Source organism: Nannocystis punicea, from assembly GCF_026965555.1.
Classification (GTDB): domain Bacteria; phylum Myxococcota_A; class Polyangia; order Nannocystales; family Nannocystaceae; genus Nannocystis; species Nannocystis punicea.
In genome coordinates this window covers 5,178,069-5,199,314 of sequence record NZ_CP114040.1, presented here as the reverse complement: position 1 = coordinate 5,199,314, position 21,246 = coordinate 5,178,069, and the positions used below count along the sequence as shown (strand labels likewise).

Here is a 21,246-nt window from a genome sequence, read left to right as displayed (position 1 = left end):
CCTTGACGACCTTGCCTCTCGTTCCTGGTCTTTCGCACCTGTCCTCCGCCCCCCAGCCACCCGCCATGCGTCTCCTCTCCCTCCGCGCCCTCGTCCCCGCCCTCGCCCTGTGCGCCCTCGCCGTCCCCGGGAGCGCCCGCGCGTCCGGCCTCGACGCGCCGATCGTCACCAGCGGGCAGTCGAACCCGACCGCGCGCGACGCCGCGGCCGTCTACTGGAACCCGGCCAACCTCGGCTACCTCAAGAAGGGCGAGGTGCTGGCGGGCGTCGGCCTGATCGTCGGCGACATCCGCTACGACCGCGAGCGCACCGGCGCCTATCAGACGCCCGACACCCTGCAGTTCAACGCGCCGATCGACCCCTCCTACATCGACGGCATGAAGACCGGGCCGAGCGACCAGGTCAAGGCCAACCCGGTCGCGCCGAGCGGCAACTTCTTCTTCGCCTACCCGGTGGTGAAGGACCGCCTCACCCTCGGCCTCGGCATCTACGTCCCGTTCGCGGCCGCGCTCAAGTTCCCCAAGGACGGCGCGCAGAAGTGGCAGGCCCAGCAGGCGTTCATCGCCACCTCGCAGATCCACCTCGGCGCCGGCGTGCGGATCAACGACTACGTCTCGCTCGGGGCCGGCGTCGCCTACGTGCTCGGGTTCGCCGAGCTGAGCAAGCTGCAGGACTTCGCCGGCGTGCAGGAATTCGCCGACGGCCTCAACACTCTCGGCCAGAAGAACTCGTTCGGCCCCGACGCGCCGACCGAGGTGCGCGAGCTCGACGTGCTGTCGCGACCGTTCTCGCTCAAGAAGGCGATCGCCCACGGCGTCACCTTCAACGTCGGCATCACCGTCAACCCGACCAAGCGCTTCAACATCGCCCTCACCTACTTCCACAGCACGGCGATGCGCTACCGCGGCAAGTTCGCGGTCGACCTCAACGACCCGTTCTTCACCCAGGACCTGGCCGCGCAGGGCCTGCAGTTCAAGCCGCTGGTCCGCGGCGACGCCACCCTCGAGTACACCCTGCCCAAGCGGATCACCCTCGGCCTCGGCTACGACATCGGCGAGCGCTGGCGCGTCGACGGCTTCGTGCAGTACGTCCGCTACTCCGAGCTCGACGCCTTCCGCGTCACCGCCACCTCGCCCGACCTGGCCCAGCCCAAGCTCGGCATCGGCGACACTCTGGCCGTCAACCTGCCGCGCCTGTGGAAGGACACGATCTGGGTCGAGGCCAGCGGCCGCTTCCGGGCCACCGAGCGGATCCTCGTCAGCGCCACTCTCGGCTATCAGTCGCCCGCCTCGCCGGAGAAGACGATCGACACCGCCTCGCCCGACGGCCAGCGCATCATCGGCGCCCTCGGCGGGGTGCTCGACGTGAGCCCGCGGATCTCGCTCCTCGCCGACGCTCGCTTCCAGGGGATCGCGCCGCGGCAGGTGCGGGGCTCCGACTACGACCTCGGCAACGGCACCTATCGCCTCTTCATCGCCGCCATCGCCGGTCACCTGCGGGCGCGCTTCTGAGCCGTCGGGTGGATCGCCGCATGCCCCCAAGGACCTGCATCTCGGGACAGCTCAGCCACGCGCGCGGCGCCTCGGCGAGCGCCAGGGCCGCGAGGCAGGAGGCCCGCAGGCGCCGTCCTTGACAGGCCTCCCGCGCGGCCCGTAGCGTGGCTGGCGAGGGGGTCGCGTGTCGCAGAGACATGGCGGGGCTTCTGCGCAGACTGCTTGAGCGGCCGAAGTTCGCGGACGAAGAGCTGGGCCGGGTCGCCGGTGTCCTGCACACGATCCTCGTCATCAGCATCGCCATCTGCACCATCGCCGGCGCGTTGCAGGTGGTGTACCTGACCGACGCCTCCGCGGCGCTGATCATCTACCCCGGCATCGGTCTGCTCAGCTTCGGCCTGCTGGTCCTGGTCCACCGCGGCTGGCTGCGGCTCGCCGGCGCGATCTTCCTCGGCCTGTTGTGGCTGGCCGTCACCTTCGGCTCGCTGACGCACGGCGCAGTGCGCAGCCCGAGCATCGGCGGCTACATGCTGGTCGTCATCGTCGCCACCTTGCTGTTCCGCCAGGTGTGGATGCTCGTGTTCATCGGCCTCAGCGCCGCCGCGATCACCAGCTTCCTCGTGCTCGAGCGGGCCGGCGTGGTCGTCCCGCAGCTCACCCCCGACACCCCCGAGCTGGCCTTCGTCGCCCACCTCATTCACTTCGGCGCCGGCGGCGTGTTCCTGTCGATGGCCGTCAAGGGCCTGCGCAACGCGCTCGACCGGGCTCGCGCCGGCGAGCTGCGCTCCGCCTCGCTGCTGCTCGAGGCCCAGGGTGCGCGGCGCTACGCCGACAACATCCTCGCCTCGATGGCCGAGTCGCTGATCGTCCTCGACGCGCACGGCACCGTGCAGACGGTCAACCGCGCCACCTTGCAGCTGCTGCGCGCCGCGCCCGAGCAGCTGCTCGGCAAGCCGTTCACCGCCATCCTCCCCAGCTTTCGCGCCGCCAAGGGCGGCGGCCGCGGCACACGCGAGGGCCCCGCGCTGGTCGAGCGCGCCTATCACACGCCCGACGGCCGCGACATCCCGGTGCTGTTCGCCCGCTCCGACCTGTTCGACGACGACGGCACCCCGCTCGGCGCCGTCTGTGTCGCCTCGGACATCACCCACCTCAAGCGCGCCGAGGCCTCCCTGCGCGAGGCCAAGGAGCTGGCCGAGGAGGCCAACCTGGCCAAGAGCCGCTTCCTCGCCAACATGTCGCACGAGCTGCGGACCCCGCTCAACGCCGTCATCGGCTACGCCGAGATGCTCATGGAGGAGGCCGACGAGCGCGGCCTCGACGACGGCATCGACGAGCTGCGCAAGATCCAGTTCGCCGGCAAGCACCTCCTCGGCCTCATCTCCGACATCCTCGACCTGTCGAAGATCGAGGCCGGGCGCATGGACATCCACCTCGAGACCTTCGACGTCGCCGACATGGTCGAGGCCGTGCTCGTCACCGTGCGCCCGCAGCTCGACAAGGGCGGCAACAAGCTCGAGGTCGTGTGCCCGCGGGACATCGGCTTCGTCCACGCCGACCTCACCAAGACGCGGCAGATCCTCATCAACCTGTTGAGCAACGCGGCGAAGTTCACCGACAAGGGCGTCGTCCGTCTCACCGTCGCCCGCATCGGCCACGAGCTGCCGCGCATGCTCCAATTCATCGTCGCCGACACCGGCATCGGCATGACGCAGAAGCAGCTCTCGCAGTTGTTCCAGGCCTTCACCCAGGGCGACGCCGGGACGGCCCGTCGGTTCGGCGGCACCGGCCTCGGGCTGGCGATCTCCAGGGCGTTCGCCGAGATGCTCGGCGGCAGCATCGACGTCTCCTCGCAGCTCGGCGTCGGATCGGCGTTCACCGTGCGTCTGCCGTACATGGACCCGCGCGAGCTGTCGTCGAGTCGTCGCGGCACCGCGGCCGAGGTCGTCGCCGCGGCGCGTGCGGCCGCGATGCGGGCGGGCCTCGTCGACACTGCGAACGCTGACCTGCCCGATCAGCCATCCCCTGAGAATCTGCCTACACGCCGCGGCTGATTTTCGCGCCGCCCGCCGATCGTGCGCTTGACCGCGTCGTTGGGGCTGGTAGGTTGATTTTCGAGCCGATGACGTCGCCCGCGCTCAAACGGCTCCGCCGCCTCTTCGAAGGCCCGCGGTTCGCCGACGAGGAGAGGACGCGCGTCGCCGGCATCGTCCACCTCGCGCTGGTCGTCGCCACGACGATCGGGATGCTCGGCGTGGTCGTGCAGGTGGTGATGTTCACCCGCGGCGCCGCCCTCTCGCCGCTCGACCTGTTGTTCCCGGCGCTCAGCTTCGCCCTGCTCGCGCTGCTCCACCGCGGTCACGTCTACCTCGCCGGCTACGCGCTGCTCGGCCTCTCGGGCGCCACCATGGTCGCCCACGCCGCCTACACCGGCGGGCTGCGGAGCTCCGCGCTGGGCGGCCTCATCCTCATCGTCATCGTCGGCATGCTGTTGTTCGGCCGACGCACCTTGCTCACCATCCTCGGCCTCTGCTTCGCCTCGCTGGTCGGCCTCTACTTCGCCGAGATCGGCGACCTGTTGCCGGCCGACGCGATCCTGGAGGACGGCCCGCGCGCGTACCTCTCGCGCATGCTCCACCTCGCGGCCGCCGGGGTGTTCCTGTCCCTGGCCGTGCACAGCCTGCAGGACGCCCTCGGGCGCGCGCGCGCCGGCGAGGTGCGGGCCGAGCAGATCCTCGGCGAGGCCGAGCGCGCGCGGCGGTACGCCGACAACATCCTCGCCTCGATGGCCGAGTCGCTGGTGGTGGTCGACGCCGAAGGGCGGATCCAGACCGTCAACCGCGCCACCTTGAAGCTGCTCGACGCCCTGCCGGAGCAGCTGCTCGGGCGGCCGTTCTCCGTGCTCCTGCCCGAGTTCGCGTCCGAGGTGCCGCTGCCGCACGAGCCGCAGCAGGGCCTCGTCGAGCGCGTCTACCGGGCCCCGGGCGGCCGCGAGATCCCGGTGCTGTACGCCCGCTCCGACCTGCGTGACGATCACGGCGAGCCGATCGGGGCCGTCTGCGTCGCCTCCGACATCACCCACCTCAAGCGCGCCGAGGGCTCGCTGCGCGAGGCCAAGCAGATGGCCGAGGAGGCCAACCTGGCCAAGAGCCGCTTCCTCGCCAACATGTCGCACGAGCTGCGGACCCCGCTCAACGCGGTCATCGGCTACGCCGAGATGCTCATGGAGGAGTCCGAGGAGCGCGGCCTCGAGGGCTCGCTCGACGAGCTGCGCAAGATCCAGTTCGCCGGCAAGCACCTGCTCGGCCTCATCTCCGACATCCTCGACCTGTCGAAGATCGAGGCCGGCCGCATGGACGTCCACCTCGAGACCTTCGACGTCGCCGACATGGTCGAGGCCGTGCTCGGCACGATCCGCCCGCTCGCCGACCGCGGGCACAACCGCCTCGTCGTCGTCTGCCCGTCCACCATCGGCTTCATCCACGCCGACCTCACCAAGACGCGGCAGATCCTGCTCAACCTGCTCAGCAACGCGGTCAAGTTCACCGACCACGGCGAGATCCGCCTCACCGCCAACAAGACCCTCCGCGACGGCGCGCCGGCGATCCAGTTCATCGTCGCCGACACCGGCATCGGCATGACGCAGCAGCAGCTGGGCAGGCTGTTCCAGGCGTTCTCGCAGGGCGACAGCACCACCTCGCGCCGCTTCGGCGGCACCGGCCTCGGCCTGGCGATCTCCAAGGCCTTCTGCGACATGCTCGGCGGCGCCATCGAGGTCAAGTCGCAGCTCGGCGTCGGCACCATGTTCACCGTGCGCCTGCCGTACAGCGACCCGCACGAGCTGTCGCTGTCGCGCCGCTCCGGCAGCTTCTCGCGCACCGTCGCCGAGGCCGCCCGCGCCGCGGCAGCCCGCGCCGCCCAGCTCAAGGTCTGAGGACCTGTCCTCGAGGACAGGCCATTCCGCAGCGCCCCGCCCTCATCGCCGAGCGCGGGGTCGCAGCGGCTCACCTCGACCGCCAGCGCCTGCCTCGAGGTGCCCGGCCCTTGATTCCCATGTCTCCAAGGACATGCTCTTCAGAGCATGCCCCTAAAGACATACCTTCTGCTCCGCCCCGCGCTCGCCTCACGGTCCCGGCTTGTCGGTCTCCGGGGACGCGCTCTTCGCCTCCGGCGCGGGCGCGAAGCCGCGGATGATGCCGATCAGTTCGCCGACCACCGCCGGGCTGTCGGCCAGATCGGGGTTCGGCTGCATCTGCGGCGACAGGCCCACGGAGGCGCCGCCCTGGACGATGACCTTGCGCAGGTGCGAGTCGTCGGCCCCGGCTTGCCACGCCGGGTCGCCGAAGTCGCGCGGGCGGGGCCACAACGCTCGCCCGCCGGGACCGTCGCCGCGGCCGCGGGGGCCGTGACAGTTGGCGCAGCGGGTCTCGAAGATCTGCTGCGCGGCGCGGACCACCTCCGGATCGCCGGGCTTCAGCTCGACGCGCGGCTCGCAGCCGGCGGTCAGCAGCGCCAGGGCGCCGCGCTTCAACCCTCGTCGGACCATCGCCGGCCCGCCTTGGTGTCGCCGCGGCGCTGCTTCGCGGCCAGGCGGCGCTCGACCGAGCCGCGGGTCGGCCGGGTCGGCCGGCGCGGCCGCGGCTGGCGCTGCGCCGCCTCGAGCAGCACCCGCAGCTTGGCCAGCGCGTCCTCGAGGTTGCGGCCCTGGTCGCGCGTGCGCTCCGACGTGATCACCAGCTCGTCGTTGCCGACCAGCCGCGTCTTCGCCAGCGCGCGCAGGCGGGCACCTGTCTGTTCGGTCAGCCCCTCGATGCACGCGATCGCGACCCGCAGCTCGACCTTGGACGCCACCTTGTTGACGTTCTGCCCGCCGGGCCCGCCCGAGCGCACGGCCTTCCAGCGCAGCGCCCACACGGGCACCCGCAGTCCGGGCTCGGCGATGAGCGGCCCCTCGATCACGGGCGGAGGGTGAACGATCCCCCGCCCCCGCGCAAGGCCCCGCCGGCGACCTCGCGCGCGCCGGCGAGCCCGACGCATCTTCGCTCGCCTGCACTTTCGAACATGTCCGAATCACCACCTCGCCGGGCGGCCCCATCCTCGCCGAGACGGCGCAGCTCGACCGGCCGTCGACGGGCGCCGGCAGGTCGCGCGTGGGCGCAGGGGCGACGGCTCGGCGCGCGTGCGTCCCTGGGTCGCAGCGAGTCGCCGACCTCCCGAACTGCTGCGCGCGCCGGGCCACCGCGAAGTCGTCGAGAACCACCTGTCGATCGGCCAGCGGGATGAGGTCCTCCTCGGTCATCGTCACCGCGCCCGTGACCGCCGGCGCAGCCGTCCGCCGAGGCCGACCGATCGACGCGGCGAACCCCGTCGGGCCGACACCGATGCAGGCGGCCTCACCGGCAGGTTCGGCGCCCGCGGCTCAGACCGCGGTGCGGAGCGCCTCTTCGGCCCGCTCACGCAGCGCCAGCGCCACCACCTCGGGCGCGAGGGCGGCGGCCGCGAGCAGGCACTCGGCGGCCTCCGAACCGCGACCAGCGGCCGCCAGCGCTTCGCCGGCGCGGGCCAGAGCGTCGCGTCGACCGACGACGTCCTCCACGGGCAGGAGCGCCGCCGCGTCGCGGTAGAGCTCCGCCGCGCGGCGGAACGCCAGCGCCTCGGCGGCGTGCTGGGCGGCCACGCGGGTGACCTCGGCCGCGCGCACGCGATCGCCGGCGGCGCGGAGGTGGTCGGCCAGCAGCTCCGGGGGCACGCCGGCGCGGCCGAGCAGCTGCTCGGCGATCTGGCCGTGGATCGCCCGCGCCTGCTCGTCGCCCACCCCGACCAGCACCGCCAGGCGGATCTTGTCGTGATAGGCCTCGACCAGCTCGCCGCGCGGCGACTTGCTGACGCGCACCAGGTGGGCCGCGCGCAGCTGCTGCAGCTCGCGCCGGCCGCCGCCGGACAGCGCCGACGCGATCTCGAGCTCGAGCGGACGCCCGGCGACGATCACCGCCGCCAGCATCGCCCGGGCCGCGGGCGGCAGCCGACCGACCCGCTCGGCCACCATCGCCTCGAGCCGCACGTCGCTGAGGGATGTCTCTCCGACCATGGTCGTTCGGACATGATGCGCCAGCTCGCGGACGAACAGCGGCACTCCGCCCGCCTCGCCGGCGATCGCCACCGCCTGCGCGTGCAGCTCGTCCGCCTCGAGCTCGCACGGCCCGCGGCGCAGCAGCACCTCGGCCAGCGTCGTCGCCTCCTGCAGGCGCAGCGGCTCGAGCCCGAGCTCGAGCACCGGGCCGTTCGCGCGCAGGCGCTCGACCAGCGTCGTCAGGTCGACGTTCGGCAGCGCCTCGCCCTCGCTGGCGGCCAGCACCACCAGGCAGCGGGGCGCGTCGGGCCCGCGCAGCAGCTCGACCAGCAGCGACGCGCTGTCGCTGTCGCCCCACTGCACGTCGTCGACCAGCACCACCAGCGGGATCCGGTCGGCGATCCTTCGGAACATGTCTCGAAGGACAGCCGAGGCGTGGCGCAGCGAGGCCGCGTCGATGTCGCTCGGCGGGCCGGGCGGGCATGCCTCGGCGATCGACGCCACGCGGCGGAGCACCGGGAACAGGCGGGCGACCGCGGCGATGTCGGGCGGCACGATCGCCGCCAGCTCGGTCGGCGCCACGCCCAGCAGCAGCCCGGTGAGCGCGTCGATGACGCTGTCGAACGCGTTGAACGGCACCTGCTCGCGCTCGTAGCAGCGACCCGCGAGCACCACCGCCGGCGTCGACAACCCGGCCGCTCCGGCCTGCGCCGCCTCGGCGAAGGCCCGCAGCAGCGCCGACTTGCCGAGGCCCGATCGCCCGCGCACCAGCGTCACCACCGGTCGCTTGCGGCTCTCCATCAACGCCGCGCCGACGGCCGCGAACGGCACCTCACGACCGATGAGGCCGCCAGGCGGCGTCAGCGAGCCGTGGCCGCGGGGACTCGGCGGCACGTGCGCCCGTGGAGCGCGGGGATTGTCGGTCTCGCGAAGAAGCGCAGCGATCTCCGCCCCGCCCGCGCGACGATTCGGCTCTCGCTCCAGGAGCGCCGCGCACAGCGCTGCCAGCGGCGGTTCTGCCGCCGAACCGAGCGCCGGCGGCGCCACGCGTTCGCACTTGTCGCGCAGCACCTCGTGCATCGGACCTGCGAACGGCAGCTCGCCTGTCAGCGCCTCGAACAGCATCACGCCGACCGAGTACCAGTCGCTCGCCGGCGCCGGCGTGGCCCCGTGAACCTGCTCCGGAGCCATGTACGCCGGCGTTCCGACCACTTCGATGCCGCGGCCGGCCGTCAGCTCGTGGACCAGACCGAAGTCGAGGATCACGACGCGGCCTTCGCGGGTCACCAGCACGTTCGACGGCTTGATGTCGCGGTGGAGCTTGCCGGCCGCGTGCAGGGCGTCGAGGCCCGCCGCCAGCTGCGCAAGGCACGCTCGCAAGCGTGCGGGGTGCTGGCGCACGTACGACAGGAAGTCGACCCCGTCGACCAGCTCCATCGTCAGGAACGCCTGATCGCCGCGGACCACGAGGTGGTGCAGCAGTGACAGGTTCGGGTGCGAAATATCGGCCAGCGCCCGGAATTCGAGCTTGAAACGGTAGAGTGCGGCGGGTTCGAAGCCGCGGAGGACCTTGAGCGCGACCGTCTCGCCGTCGCGCCCGACCGCCTCGAACACCGCTCCGGTGCCGCCGCGGCCGATCATTCGCCGCAGCGTGTAGCCGCCGAGGGTCGGCGCGCCGTCGAAGGTCCCGAACAGACGCGCGCGCACGGACGACTTGATCTGCTGGATCTCCAGCCCGGGCGCGAACACGCGAGCGGCTTGGATCTGCTCGCCCAGCGTGTCTGCGCCCGACCTACCCTGCTGCACGGCCTACCTTACCACGGCTTCAACTCGGGCGGTGGCGGTGATAGAAATGATCGCGTAGGCCACGTGGCGACGGATTTCGAGCTCCTGGATGCCTGGCGGACCGGCGACCGCGAAGCCGGCAATGCGCTGTTCGAGCGGCACTTCGACGCCGTTTGTCGCTTCTTCGCCAACAAGGTCACGCACGGCGTCGACGACTTGATCCAGAAGACCTTCCTGGGCTGCGTCGAGGCGCGCGATCGGTTTCAGAAGCAGTCGAGCTTCCGTACCTATTTGTTCGCGGTGGCCCACAACATCTTGCGCGCGCACTTCCGGGAGCGACGGCGCGAGGGGTTGGCGTCCGACCTCAGCGAGACCTCGACCGACGAGCTCACGCCGTCGCCGAGCGCCGTGTTCGCGGCGCACGAGGAGCAGCGGCTGTTGCTCGAGGCGCTGCGGCGGATCCCGCTCGACTATCAATTGGTGCTGGAGCTCTACTACTGGGAAGACATGGCCGCGCCCGAGCTCGCGCAGGTCTTGGCGATCCCCGAGGGCACGGTGCGCAGCCGGTTGCGCCGGGCCAAGGAGGCGCTGGCCGACAAGATGAGCAGCCTGGCGCGGACCCCCGAGCTGTTGCGGGCGACCTTCAGCGATCTCGACGGCTGGGTCCGATCGTTGCGCGCCCAGCTGTCCGGCGAGTAGCTGCCGCGGCGCGATCCAGGCGCTACCGGAGGCTGATTCACGAGGCATGTTGGAGGTGGCAGGTTCGCCGCCGCGACCTCGTGCAGGCCCTGTCCACGCGTGTCGGCGGGGCATTTCGGCCAGATCTTCATCCTGAGGCGTTTTCGAAAGAAAATGGGATCGACCCCTACGCCGCTCGCACTACCACGACCGATCGACGGGGCAGCGGGCCCCAAGCGCTCATCGGCCTTCGGGCCTGAACTCTTCACTTCGAGTCACTCACGCGGAACCTGGTATGCAGCTCGATAGCACCCATCAAAGCACTGTGGACACTGCCGCGCGCGGCGCAGCCAACTCATGGTCCAAAGCCCAACCCGAGGTCGACGCCAAGGAGACGCGGTCCGTGTCCATGGTTTCGGTCCTGACGGAGTTGGTCCACGGCTACCGGCGTCCGGCCGTCGTGCTCACCGAGCAGGGGGCCATCCTCTGTATGAACGCGCCGGCGATGCGCGCCCTCGATCGCAAGCCCGGCGATCCGGAGCCGGCTGCCCCGGCTGACCCGAAGGACTGGCCGCGCCGCGCGACCATCCAGACGGACGGTCAGGTCTACACCCTGGCGATCCCGGACATGGCGATGGAGACCCAGAGCTCCGCCCCCGAGCCGCAGCTCCCGCCGCGCCTCGCCAAGATCGCCCGCCTCGTCATCTCGGGTTGCACCGACAAGCAGATCGCCACCCGCACCGGCCTCTCGTTCAGCACCGTGCGGACCTACGTGCGCCAGATCTACCGCCGGATCGGCGTCCACAGCCGCGTCGAGCTGGTCCACGCCACCAACCCGCACAGCATGACCCGCGGCCTCGACTGAGCCGGACCGCGGTCCCCGCGTGAGCGAAGAGACAGGTACCCGAGACCAGGTACCAAGAGCCAGGTACTGAAGCACAGTACCTTCAGAACAGGAAAGGAGGGCCAGGCCCCTCCTTTCCGGTTTTAACCGAGCCCAAAAAAACGCCGCCCCTCGCCCGCACGGGCCAGGGGCGACGGCACGCGCAGCGCGGCCGGCCTCAGACGTCGAGCGCGTCGGCCTCGGCGGCGCGGTCCATGATGAACGAGTAGCGCGCGCCGGCGTCCTTGCCCATCAGGCTGCTGATCGTCTGGTCGGTCTGCAGCTCGTCGCGGATCTTGACCTGGACGAGCGCGCGCTTCTTGGGGTCGAGCGTGGTGTCGCGCAGCGTCTCGGGCATCATCTCGCCGAGGCCCTTGAAGCGCTGGATCTCCGGCTTGCCGCGGCCCTTGTCGGCCAGGATCCGCTGCAGGTGGGCGTCGTCGGCGGCCCACAGCGTCTCCTTGCCGATGTCGACGCGGTAGAGCGGCGGCTGGGCCAGGTACACGTGGCCGCTGCGGATCAGCTCGCGCATGTGGCGGTAGAAGAAGGTCAGGAGCAGCGTGGCGATGTGATGGCCGTCGGAGTCGGCGTCCATCAGCAGGATGACCTTGCCGTAGCGGAGCTGCTCGATGTTGACGTCCTTGCCGACGCCGCAGCCGAGCACCTTGACGATGTTGCCGAGCTCCTCGTTCTCCAGCACCTTGGCCAGGCTGGCCTGCTCGGTGTTCAGGACCTTGCCGCGCAGCGGCAGGATCGCCTGCGTCTTGCGGTTGCGGCCCATCTTGGCCGAGCCGCCTGCGGAGTCGCCCTCGACGATGAACAGCTCGCACTTGGCGGCGTCGCGCTCGGAGCAGTCGGCGAGCTTGCCGGGCAGGCCCAGGCGCACCCCGCCGGGGCCCTTGCGCGAGACCTGCTGGCTGGCCGCGCGGGAGGCCGCGCGGGCGCGCGCCGACGCGATCACGCGGGCCACGATCGCCTCGGCGGTGCTGCGGTTCTCGTGCAGCCACTGCTCGAGCGCGGCCCGGATCGCGCCCTCGACCTGGCCGGCGACCTCCGGGTTGTTGAGGCGGTTCTTGGTCTGGCTCTGGAACTGCGGCTCGAGCACGTAGGTGCTGAGGATCGCGACCATGCCCTCGCGGATGTCGTCGAGGCCGATCGACAGGCCCTTCGGCTCGAGCTTGTGCGTCTGCATGTACGCGCGGATGCCCTTGCCGAGCGCCGCCCGCAGGCCCTGCTCGTGGGTGCCGCCGTCGGGCGTCGGCACGCCGTTGACGAACGAGTGCATCGCGTCGTCGGTGCCCTCGGTCCAGGCGAACGCGACCTCGAGCTTCGGGTCGTCGGCGCGATCGAGGAAGAAGATGCCGGGGTGCACCGCCGGCTTGGCGCGCACCTCGATCAGCTTCTTCAGGTACTCCGACACGCCCTCGGCGTGGTGGAAGGTCTCGGTCTTGCCCGCCGCCTCGTCGACGAACACGATCTTGAGCCCCTTGTGCAGGTAGCTCTTGGCCTCGAGGCGGTCGCGGATGACCACCGCGTCGAAGGCGATCGTCTTGCCGAAGATCTGCGGATCCGGCCGCAGATAGACCGCGGTGCCCGATCCGCGGGCGTTGCCGAGCTTGCGCAGCTTGCCGTCGGGCACGCCGCGGACGAACTCGATCTCCCACATCGACCCGTCGCGCCAGACCTTGGCGACGAGCTGCTCCGACAGCGCGTTGGCGACCGCCGCACCGACGCCGTGGAGGCCGCCGGAGTGCTTGTAGCTCTCGCCGTCGAACTTACCGCCCGCGCCGAGCTTGGTATACACCGCCACGATCGCCGGCATCTTCAGCGTCGGGTGGTTCTCGACCGGGATCCCGCGGCCGTTGTCGGTCACGCTGACGCCCTTGCCGTCCTTGTCGAGCTTGACCTCGATCTGGGTCGCGTGGCCGTTGATGACCTCGTCGACCGAGTTGTCGAGGATCTCCCACAACAGGTGGTGCAGACCGTCCTTGCTGACGCCGCCGATGTACATGCCGGGGCGCTTGCGGACGTGATCCACGCCCTCGAGGAACTGGATCGATTCTGCGCCGTATTTGCTCGCCTGGGCCATCGCTTTACTCCTCCCCCGCTACGCCTTCTTGGTCTGCTTCTTGGCCGCCTCGGCCGCCTCGAGATCGGGCAGCACCGGCTCGGGCAGGACGACGCGCTTGACCGCCCCGCGCTTCCACAGCTCGGCCCCCTTGCCGCCGCGCGCGGTCGCCTTGACCGCGCCGGCGCCGACCTTCATCGACCCGCCGGTGGCCTTCTCGACCTCGACCGTCGTGTTGGCGGGGAACGCCGCCGCGACGTCGTCGCCGTCGTCGAGCTTGACGAGGATGACGCCCAGACCCGGCCCCGAGAGCAGGCTGACCTCCTGCGACGTGCAGCACAGGAGCCGCCCCGACCGCGTCAGCGCGCACACCTCGTCCTCGGCGTAGATCTTGAACACCGCGACGAACTCGTCGCCCTCGCGCAGCTTGCCGAACATGCGCCCGCGCGTGGTGCTGACCTCGCGGTGCGGCCACAGCGTGAACCGCAAGGCCATGCCCGAGCGCGTCACCGCCAGCATGTGCGGGTACGGCTCCTCGTACTCCTCGCCGAGCTCGGGCTTCGGCATGCCGAACTCCGGCATCACCCGCGCGTCGGTCCCGACCGCCGCCACCAGCCGCTCGCCGTCCTTGAACTTGAACAGCTGCTGCACCGGCGTGCCGTGGCCGGTCGACTGCGGCACGTCGTTGATCCGCACGTTGTAGGCCGAGCCCTTGTTGGTCAGCAGGATCACCGACTCGGTCGTGCTGCCGCCGACCAGCGCCAGCGCCTCGTCGCCCTCGCGCATGCGCGTGCTGGCGAGGTTGATGGTCCGCTGGCGCTTGATCCACCCGTCGCGGGTGACCAGCACGATCGCGTCCTCCTTGACGATGAAGCTCTCGGCCGTGAACTCCTCGGTCACGTCCTCGTCGGAGATCCGGGTCCGCCGCGGCTCGGCGAACTCCTCGGCCAGCGCCTCGAGCTCGCCCTTGATCTCGGCCCACAGCTTCTCGGGGCTCTTGAGGATCGCCTCGATCTTGCGCGCCGCCTTGCGCTTCTCCTCGAGCTCCTCGCGGATCTTCTGGATCTCGAGCTTGGCCAGGCGATAGAGGCGCGTCTCGAGGATCGCGTCGGTCTGGATCTCGTCGAGGTCGAACGCCTTCATCAGCTTCTGCCCGGCGTCGGCCCGGCCGTCGCTGCGGCGGATGATCTTGATCGCCTCGTCGAGCGCGTCGAAGATCTTCTCGAAGCCCTCGAGGATGTGGATCCGCTCGCGCAGCTTGCGGAGGTCGTACTCGAAGCGGCGGCGGACCGTCTCCTGGCGGTACAGCAGGAACTGCTCGAGGATCGCCGCCAGACCCAGGCGATCGGGACGGCCGACGTCCGCGCCCGCGATCGGCACCAGGCACGTGAAGTCGTACTTCACCGTGACCTGCAGCCGCGTGTGCTTGAACAGGTAGGCCATGATGAGCTCGGGCTCGGCCCCCGACTTGCGGCTGACCTCGAGCTCGATGCACACGTCGCGCGTGCTCAGGTCCTGCACGCCGACCAGCTGCGGCAGCTTCTTGGCGGCGATGATGTCGCCGATCTCCTCGACCAGCGCCGACTTCTCGATCCCGTACGGCACCGAGGTGATGACGATGAAGGTCGACTTGTCCTCCTCGCGGACCTTCCACTCGCCCTGCAGCTTGCACGAGCCCTTGCCCTCCTCGTACAGCTCGGCCAGCTCCTTGCGGGTCGCGACCAGGCGCCCGCCGGTCGGGAAGTCGGGCCCCTTGATCGCCTTGAGCGCGACCTTGAGCGCCTCCTTGCGCCGCTTCTCGGCCGCGGCCTCGTCCTCGCGCGCCGGCGGCAGCAGCGGGATGAGGGCGATCGCCGCGCGCACCACCTCGCCGAGGTTGTGCGGCGGCACGTTGGTCGCCATACCGACGGCGATGCCCGTGCTGCCGTTGACGAGCAGGTGCGGGAAGCGGGCCGGCAGCGTGATCGGCTCCTTGCCGGTGCCGTCGTAGGTCGGCCGGAAGTCGACTGTATCTCGGGTCAGCTCGGTGAGCAGCTCCGACGCGACCTTGGTCAGGCGCGCCTCCGTGTAGCGGTAGGCCGCGGGCGAGTCGCCGTCGATCGAGCCGAAGTTGCCCATGCCGTCGACCAGCGGCGCGCGCATGACCCAGTCCTGGGCCAGGCGGACCATCGCCTCGTAGACCGCGGTGTCGCCGTGCGGGTGGTACTTGCCGATGACGTCGCCGACGACCTTCGCGCTCTTGCGATGGCGGGCGTCGTGCGTGAGGCTCAGGTCGGCGAACATCGTGTAGATGATGCGGCGCTGGACCGGCTTGAGGCCGTCGCGGACGTCCGGCAGGGCGCGCGACGTGATCACGCTGAGCGCGTAGTTGAGGTACTTGCGCCGCGCCTCCTCGGCGAGGTCGCCGAGCGTGACGGGCATCGGGCCGCCGCCCTCGTCGTCGTCGTGCGTGCGCGTCGCCTTGCGGCGGCCGCGGCTGGAGGGCCCTTCTTCGTCAGACGTCCGGACAGTCATCCTGCGCTCCCGAGGTTGGACGCGCCGGAAAACTGCTCCTGCGCGGCCTGCGACGCCCGTCTCGCCCGCATGCGGGCCTTTCAGGCGCGGCCGAAGGTTACCCGCGGGGCGATCCGCGTCAAGTTCCCCGGGCCGCGTTTCTCGGCGCCGGCCGCGGCGGATCGGCCTGGGCGCGGCCCCGCCGGTGTGTCATAAGTGGGGCCCTTGAACCAGGTCGCGACCAACGTTCGCTGGCACCATGCCGCCGTGGGCCCCGAAGAGCGGGCGCAGCGGCTCGGCCAGCGGGGGGTCGTCGTCTGGCTCACCGGCCTCTCGGGCGCCGGCAAGAGCACGATCGCCGCGCGGGTCGACGCCCGGCTCCACGCGCGCGGCCGACACAGTTACATCCTCGACGGCGACAACCTGCGTTTCGGGCTGTGTCGAGATCTCGGCTTCTCGCCGGAAGATCGCGCCGAGAACGTGCGCCGCCTCGGCGAGGCCGCGCGCCTCTTGCAGGACGCCGGCCTCATCGTCCTCGTGGCGGCGATCAGCCCTTATCGCGAAGATCGGGCCCGCGTGCGCGAGCGCGTCCCCGCAGGTCACTTCCTCGAGGTGTTCGTCGACGCCCCGCTCGCCGTGTGCGAGTCCCGCGATCCCAAGGGCCTCTACCGTCGCGCGCGCGCCGGCGAGATCGCCGGCTTCAGCGGTATCGACGCCCCCTACGAGCCGCCGGACGCGCCGGACCTGCATCTGCTGTTTCACGCCGACGCGACCTCGCCTCACGCGCCCGTCGATTCGAGCCTGCCTCACGCAGAAGCAGCAGAAGCAGCAGAAGAAGTCACCGGGCAGGGGCCCGCGACCGACGGAGAGCGGCGCGTCGCCGTCGGCGCCTCGCCGGACGAGCACGCCGCCGCGATCGTGGCGCTGCTCGAGGCTCGCGGCCTGCTCGTGGCGCCGGCCGGCGCCTGAGACGGGTCCGCGGGCGTACGAACGGCCGCCCTTTGGGTCGCGCGCAAACGCACGAGTTTCCCGTGCCACGCCTGGGTGACGACGCCTCGGGTCGCCGTCGTGCGTGACGGGGCTCCGCTGAAATCCCGCGTCCCCCCTGTTGCGCGACACGAGTGGGCCCCATACTCTCCCCCGCGAATGAGCAAGGACGATCTGATCGAATTTGAGGGAACCGTCACCGAGGTTCTCACAGGCGGTTTATTCAAGGTGGAAATCGATCCGGACCACCACGTCCTCGCCCACCTCGCCGGCAAGATGCGACGCTTTCGCATCAAGGTCGTGCTCGGCGACCGCGTCACCGTCGGCGTCACGCCGTACGATCCGACGCGCGGTCGCATCGTCTACCGCGCGCGTTGAACTGACCTGTCCTTCAGGACAGTTCACGCGCGCACGAGCACGTCGCCGGAAGAGTTGGGGTTCGAGGTCCGCGCGGACGCGTCAGCGATCCGCGCTTCATTACGCCGCAATACAGGCCGACACGGGCCCGCGCCGGGCCGCGGTTGCCGGCCCCCGGGATCGATGGTAGTGGAAAAACATGGCTTGGGCCGGACGCGGCGGACAACGGGTGGCATGGGTGGCGCTGCTGGTGGGCGCGGTCGCGCCGGGGTGCTCGAACGACACCGGCCAGACCCCTGACACCGACGCCACCGGCTCGCTCGTCACCGAGGCCGAGACCACCGGCGGCAGCGAGACCGGCACCGGCGAGCCGACCACCACTCTGGACACGAGCACCGGCGCGGAGCTGCAGTGCGGCAACGGTGACGTCGACCCCGGCGAGGCCTGCGACGACGGCAACCTCGACAACTCCGACGCCTGCCTGAACAGCTGCGTCCTCGCGGTGTGCGGCGACGGCTTCGTCCAGAACGGCGCCGAGGCCTGCGACGACGGCAACTCCGACAACTCCGACACCTGCACGGTGCTGTGCCAGGAGGCCCGCTGCGGCGACGGCTTCGTCCAGCTCGGCGTCGAGGAGTGCGACGACGGCAACGAGCAGGACGACGACGGCTGCACCACCGCGTGCGTGGTCGACACCGTGATGCTGTGCGGCAACGGCAAGGTCGACGACGGCGAGGAGTGCGACGACGGCAACACCCTCGACGACGACAACTGCCTGCCGACCTGCGTCCCCTCCTCGTGCGGCGACGGCTTCAAGCACGCAGTGTTCGAGGAGTGCGACGACGCCAACCTCAGCGTCGACGACGGCTGCATCGAGTGCATGGCCGCCTACTGCGGCGACGGCTACGTGTGGGCCGACATGGAGGCCTGCGACGACGGCAACCTCGACAACAACGACGACTGCCTGGTCGACTGCTCGCAGGCCAGCTGCGGCGACGGCTTCATCCACAACAGCGACGAGGCCTGCGACGACGGCGTCAACGACGGCAGCTACGGCGGCTGCGCCCCCGGCTGCGCCTCGCTCGGGCCGCGCTGCGGCGACGGCCAGATCGAGCCCGACATCGAGACCTGCGACGACGGCAACCTCGTCCCGCTCGACGGCTGCGACGACAAGTGTCAGAAGGAGCTGCCGGCCGAGTGCCTCACCTACGTGCCGCTCGCCGAGCCCGACCGCAACGCCATCTTCAACGACGGCCCGGGCAAGGTCACCAAGTGTGACAAGCAGCTCGAGAACAAGTGGTACCGCCTCACCGGCCCGGCCGGCACGGCGATGCCGACCAACCCGCTCAAGCCGTTCGACTGCGGCACCGACGCTCCCGGTTGGATGGTCGGCGTCCACCCGATCGTCGACGACGGCGTCGTCGATCGCCAGGTCTGCTTCGCGTGGGACACCGACTGCGACTGGCAAACCACGATCCAGGTGCGGAACTGCGGCGAGTACTACGTCTACCGGCTCGCCGATCCGCCGGAAGAGTGCCTGCGCTACTGCGGCCTCGACTGACGGCGTTCCCGAGGCCGAGTGCGACTTCGCGCACTCGCCCCAACGGCCGATTCGGCCCCGACGGCGGCGATCCGTTGTACGCTGGCCGCGGAGAGCGCCATGCACCTGACCCCCGAGCAGGAGTGGATCCTCGTCGCCTGCGGCCTCATCGCCCACGCCGACGGCGAGATCAAGCCCGGCGAGGCCGACCTGATCTTGACGATGCTGGACGAGCACCTCGACGAGGCCGAGAGCCGGCGGTGGTTCAAGATGCTCGGCGACCTCGACGCCCTCCACCGCACCTTCGAGGACCTGCCGCCGCCGTTGCCCGCCTTCACCGAGACCACGCTCGAGCGCGCGTGGGCGATGGCCCTGGCCGACGGCGAGGCGAGCGCGGCCGAGGTCGCGGTGATGGAGCGGATCGCCGCCCAGCTCGGCGTGACCCCGAACGAGCTGGCGCGCTGGCGCCGGCAGTGGACCGAGCAGGCGGCCGACCTCGGCGAGCACATCGCCGCCTTCGCCGCGGTGCTGATCCACCACGACGGCGTGCTCGAGCCCGACGAGATCGATCAGTACCGCGCGCTGCTCGGCCGCCTGCCGCTCACGCCCGAGCGCCGCGACGCGCTCGCGCGCGAGTACCTGTCGAAGCGCCCCGAGCTCGACCACGTCGGCGCCCGCCTCGCGGCTCTCCCGCGCGAGCGCCGCTTCGCCGTCCTGCGGGCCATCGGTCCGCTCGTGTCCGCCTCGAGCCGCGCCGACCTCGGCCGCGACTTCTTCCTCGAGCTCGCGGCCTTCGCCGCGGTCCCGCGCGACGAGGCGCTGCGCCTGCTGTTCGCGTGACCGCCCGCCGCGGCTTGCCCGGGCGCCCGACCGCGGGGACACTGTGAGCATGCCGGATCCCGCGCCGAGCCCCGCGTCCGACACCCTGCTGTGGCCGATCGATCGCGTCTTCCTGCTCGCCTTCGCCCCCGCAGGCCTCGCCACCGCCGTCACCCTGGTGTTCCTCGGCCTGCTCGCCAGGACATGTCCCGAAGGCCAGGAGGCTCTGGTCACCGCCCTGTTCGTCGGCCAGGGCGCGCTGTGGCTGGTGTTCGCGCCGATCTACCTGCTCGGGTGGGTCCACTGGCACCCCCGCCGCGCCGTCGCCGAGACCGGCTGGCTCGGCTCCACCGCCCTCGCCGCCCTGGTCTGGCTGCTCAACATCCTCGTGTTCGCCGCCCTGATGGCCGCCTTCGGCTGGGGTGAGCGTGTCCCGTGGATCCTGCTCTGAACGACATGGCCCATGGCGCATGTCCGCGATGACATGACCTTTGCGACATGAATGGGCCGCCCCGACGAAGCCGAGGCGCAGCGCCGACGCTCCATGTCGCCGACAGGGCGCCTCGCGGCCGCGCGAGGTGACCGCTCTGAGCGAAGCAGACGGCTCGGCTGCAGGCGAGCCGCGGCGCAAGGCCCCGAAGGCGCACTGAACTCGCGGTCCGCGGCCCCGACGATTCGCTACGCCGAACGACGAGCTCGCGCCCTGCACTTCAGCGCGTCACGCTGAGCTTGCTGCGCGCCGTGTGGTGGGCCAGCGCCAGCTCGCACAGCTGGCTGATCAGCTCGGCGTAGGGCACGCCTGCCCGTTCGACCAGCTTGGGGTACATGCTGATCGTCGTGAAGCCGGGCATCGTGTTGATCTCGTTGAGGTAGGGCTGGAGCGTCTGGCGGTCGACGAGAAAGTCGATGCGGGCCAGGCCCTTGCAGCCGGCCACCCGGAACGCGCGCAGGGCCAGGGCCTGCAGGCGTTCGGCCGCGGCTTCGGGCAGGTCCGCCGGGATCTGCAGGGTCGCCGCGTCCTTCAGGTACTTGTTCTCGTAGTCGTACCACTCGCCCGACGGCAGCCCGATCTCGCCGGGCGCGCTGACGAGGGTGTGCGCGTCGCCGTTGCCGAGCACGGCCAGCTCGATCTCGCGGGCGTCGATGCCCTTCTCGACCACCAGCTTGGCGTCGTAGCGGGACGCCAGAGTCAGGGCGCGCCACAGCCCGGCCTCCTCGTCGACGCGGCTGATGCCGACCGAGCTGCCCTGGTTGGCCGGCTTCACGAAGCACGGGAACCCGACCACCTCGACGATCGCGTCGACGATCTCCTGCCGCTGCGCCGCGGTGCCGAGCCCGTGGGCGTCGACCTCGAGCCACGGGACGATCGGGATCGCCGGCGACTGCGTCCCGAGCACCTGCTTCAGCAGCGCCTTGTCCATGCACAGCGCCGACGCCAGCACGCCCGAGCCGACGTACGGCAGGCCGAGCACCTCGAGCAGCCCCTGGAACGTCCCGTCCTCGCCGTAGGGCCCGTGCAGCACCGGGAACACCAGGTCGGGCGCCAGCTTGCGCAGGTCGGACACCGGCTCGCCGTTCTCGAGCACCGCCTCCAGCGACCACTCCGAGGGGCCGGTCCACCAGCCACCGTCGCGCCGGATGCCGAGCAGGACCGGCGTGAACCGCTGGTGATCGATGGCCTTGAGGATCTCGGCCGCGCTGCGGATCGAGATCTCGTGCTCCGAGGAGCGACCGCCGAAGACGATGAGGAGGCGTCGGGCTGGCATGGGCGTGTGGACGCTACCACCGCGCGACGGCGATGGCGATACTGCGCCCTGCCACCACGCGCGGGCTCCTGCGGGCATTCCCCAGCCGCTCGCCGCGCCCGTGACCGATCTCCTCGGCCCCGACCGGCCCGCCGGCCACGCGGACGCGCGCCGCGGCCCCGCGGACCTGTCTCTTTCAACAGGTCGGCCGTCGCGTCCGCCGCTCACTCCCCCGTCCGACAGGATCCGCGCCGAGCTCCTCGACGTCCCCGCGGCGCCCCTCACCTGTCCATTTCGCCAGGTCGCCCGCAGCGGCCGCGACCGCGCA

The 21,246-nt window shown here is 71.0% G+C and carries 15 protein-coding genes and 1 pseudogene; 10 read left to right on the top strand and 6 right to left on the bottom strand.

Annotated elements, in window-relative coordinates:
- Positions 1-65 precede the first annotated feature (65 nt).
- From O0S08_RS20095 to O0S08_RS20085, 3 genes are all read left to right on the top strand, one after another.
- Positions 66-1,511 carry an OmpP1/FadL family transporter gene (locus O0S08_RS20095; RefSeq protein WP_269040813.1) on the top strand — a complete coding sequence of 482 codons (1,446 nt, stop codon included), beginning with the start codon at positions 66-68 and terminating at the stop codon, positions 1,509-1,511.
- Between the two features lie 179 nt (positions 1,512-1,690).
- Positions 1,691-3,547, top strand: coding sequence for a sensor histidine kinase (locus tag O0S08_RS20090; protein WP_269040812.1), 1,857 nt, complete (start codon positions 1,691-1,693; stop codon positions 3,545-3,547).
- A gap of 68 nt (positions 3,548-3,615) precedes the next feature.
- Positions 3,616-5,427 carry a sensor histidine kinase gene (locus O0S08_RS20085; RefSeq protein WP_269040811.1) on the top strand — a complete coding sequence of 604 codons (1,812 nt, stop codon included), beginning with the start codon at positions 3,616-3,618 and terminating at the stop codon, positions 5,425-5,427.
- A 189-nt stretch (positions 5,428-5,616) separates the two neighbouring features.
- Here O0S08_RS20085 and O0S08_RS20080 read toward each other — a convergent pair whose 3' ends face one another.
- The 3 genes from O0S08_RS20080 to O0S08_RS20070 all read right to left on the bottom strand — a co-directional run bounded on the left by O0S08_RS20080 (position 5,617) and on the right by O0S08_RS20070 (position 9,369).
- Positions 5,617-6,024: a c-type cytochrome gene (locus O0S08_RS20080; RefSeq protein ID WP_269040810.1), complete on the bottom strand. Its 408-nt coding sequence runs from the start codon at positions 6,022-6,024 to the stop codon at positions 5,617-5,619.
- A complete protein-coding gene (gene arfB / locus O0S08_RS20075) occupies positions 6,021-6,452 on the bottom strand; it encodes an alternative ribosome rescue aminoacyl-tRNA hydrolase ArfB (RefSeq protein WP_269040809.1) in 432 nt (143 codons plus the stop codon). The genes O0S08_RS20080 and arfB overlap by 4 nt, the downstream gene beginning before the upstream one ends.
- 460 nt (positions 6,453-6,912) lie before the next feature.
- Positions 6,913-9,369 carry a serine/threonine-protein kinase gene (locus O0S08_RS20070; RefSeq protein WP_269040808.1) on the bottom strand — a complete coding sequence of 819 codons (2,457 nt, stop codon included), beginning with the start codon at positions 9,367-9,369 and terminating at the stop codon, positions 6,913-6,915.
- A 63-nt stretch (positions 9,370-9,432) separates the two neighbouring features.
- Here O0S08_RS20070 and O0S08_RS20065 point away from each other — a divergent pair, with 63 nt between their 5' ends.
- Positions 9,433-10,047, top strand: a complete 615-nt coding sequence (locus tag O0S08_RS20065) for an RNA polymerase sigma factor (protein WP_096334117.1) — start codon at positions 9,433-9,435, stop codon at positions 10,045-10,047.
- A 388-nt stretch (positions 10,048-10,435) separates the two neighbouring features.
- Entirely contained in the window at positions 10,436-10,891 is a 456-nt protein-coding gene (locus O0S08_RS20060) for a helix-turn-helix domain-containing protein (protein WP_245914033.1), read from the top strand.
- 196 nt (positions 10,892-11,087) lie between these two features.
- Here the strand turns inward: O0S08_RS20060 and O0S08_RS20055 are convergent, their stop codons facing one another.
- Both O0S08_RS20055 and O0S08_RS20050 read right to left on the bottom strand, forming a co-directional pair.
- Positions 11,088-12,998 carry a DNA gyrase/topoisomerase IV subunit B gene (locus O0S08_RS20055; RefSeq protein WP_269040807.1) on the bottom strand — a complete coding sequence of 637 codons (1,911 nt, stop codon included), beginning with the start codon at positions 12,996-12,998 and terminating at the stop codon, positions 11,088-11,090.
- An 18-nt stretch (positions 12,999-13,016) separates the two neighbouring features.
- Positions 13,017-15,491 (bottom strand): DNA gyrase/topoisomerase IV subunit A, encoded by a 2,475-nt coding sequence (locus tag O0S08_RS20050; RefSeq protein WP_269040806.1) that lies wholly within the window; start codon positions 15,489-15,491, stop codon positions 13,017-13,019.
- Positions 15,492-15,695: 204 nt separating this feature from the next.
- Here O0S08_RS20050 and cysC point away from each other — a divergent pair.
- From cysC to O0S08_RS20025, 5 genes and pseudogenes are all read left to right on the top strand, one after another.
- Positions 15,696-16,223, top strand: a pseudogene (gene cysC / locus O0S08_RS20045) (adenylyl-sulfate kinase); the annotation flags it as partial.
- 393 nt (positions 16,224-16,616) lie between these two features.
- Positions 16,617-16,835, top strand: a complete 219-nt coding sequence (infA, locus tag O0S08_RS20040; protein WP_096334112.1) for a translation initiation factor IF-1 — start codon at positions 16,617-16,619, stop codon at positions 16,833-16,835.
- A gap of 178 nt (positions 16,836-17,013) precedes the next feature.
- On the top strand, positions 17,014-18,375 hold the full coding sequence (locus tag O0S08_RS20035) for a DUF4215 domain-containing protein (RefSeq protein WP_269040804.1): 1,362 nt from the start codon (positions 17,014-17,016) through the stop codon (positions 18,373-18,375).
- A gap of 99 nt (positions 18,376-18,474) precedes the next feature.
- A complete protein-coding gene (locus O0S08_RS20030) occupies positions 18,475-19,194 on the top strand; it encodes a TerB family tellurite resistance protein (RefSeq protein ID WP_269040803.1) in 720 nt (239 codons plus the stop codon).
- 49 nt (positions 19,195-19,243) lie between these two features.
- On the top strand, positions 19,244-19,624 hold the full coding sequence (locus tag O0S08_RS20025; RefSeq protein ID WP_269040802.1) for a hypothetical protein: 381 nt from the start codon (positions 19,244-19,246) through the stop codon (positions 19,622-19,624).
- 259 nt (positions 19,625-19,883) lie between these two features.
- On the opposite strand, the gene O0S08_RS20020 is transcribed toward O0S08_RS20025, so the two are convergent.
- Positions 19,884-20,939 carry a D-alanine--D-alanine ligase family protein gene (locus tag O0S08_RS20020; protein ID WP_269040801.1) on the bottom strand — a complete coding sequence of 352 codons (1,056 nt, stop codon included), beginning with the start codon at positions 20,937-20,939 and terminating at the stop codon, positions 19,884-19,886.
- Positions 20,940-21,246 lie beyond the last annotated feature (307 nt).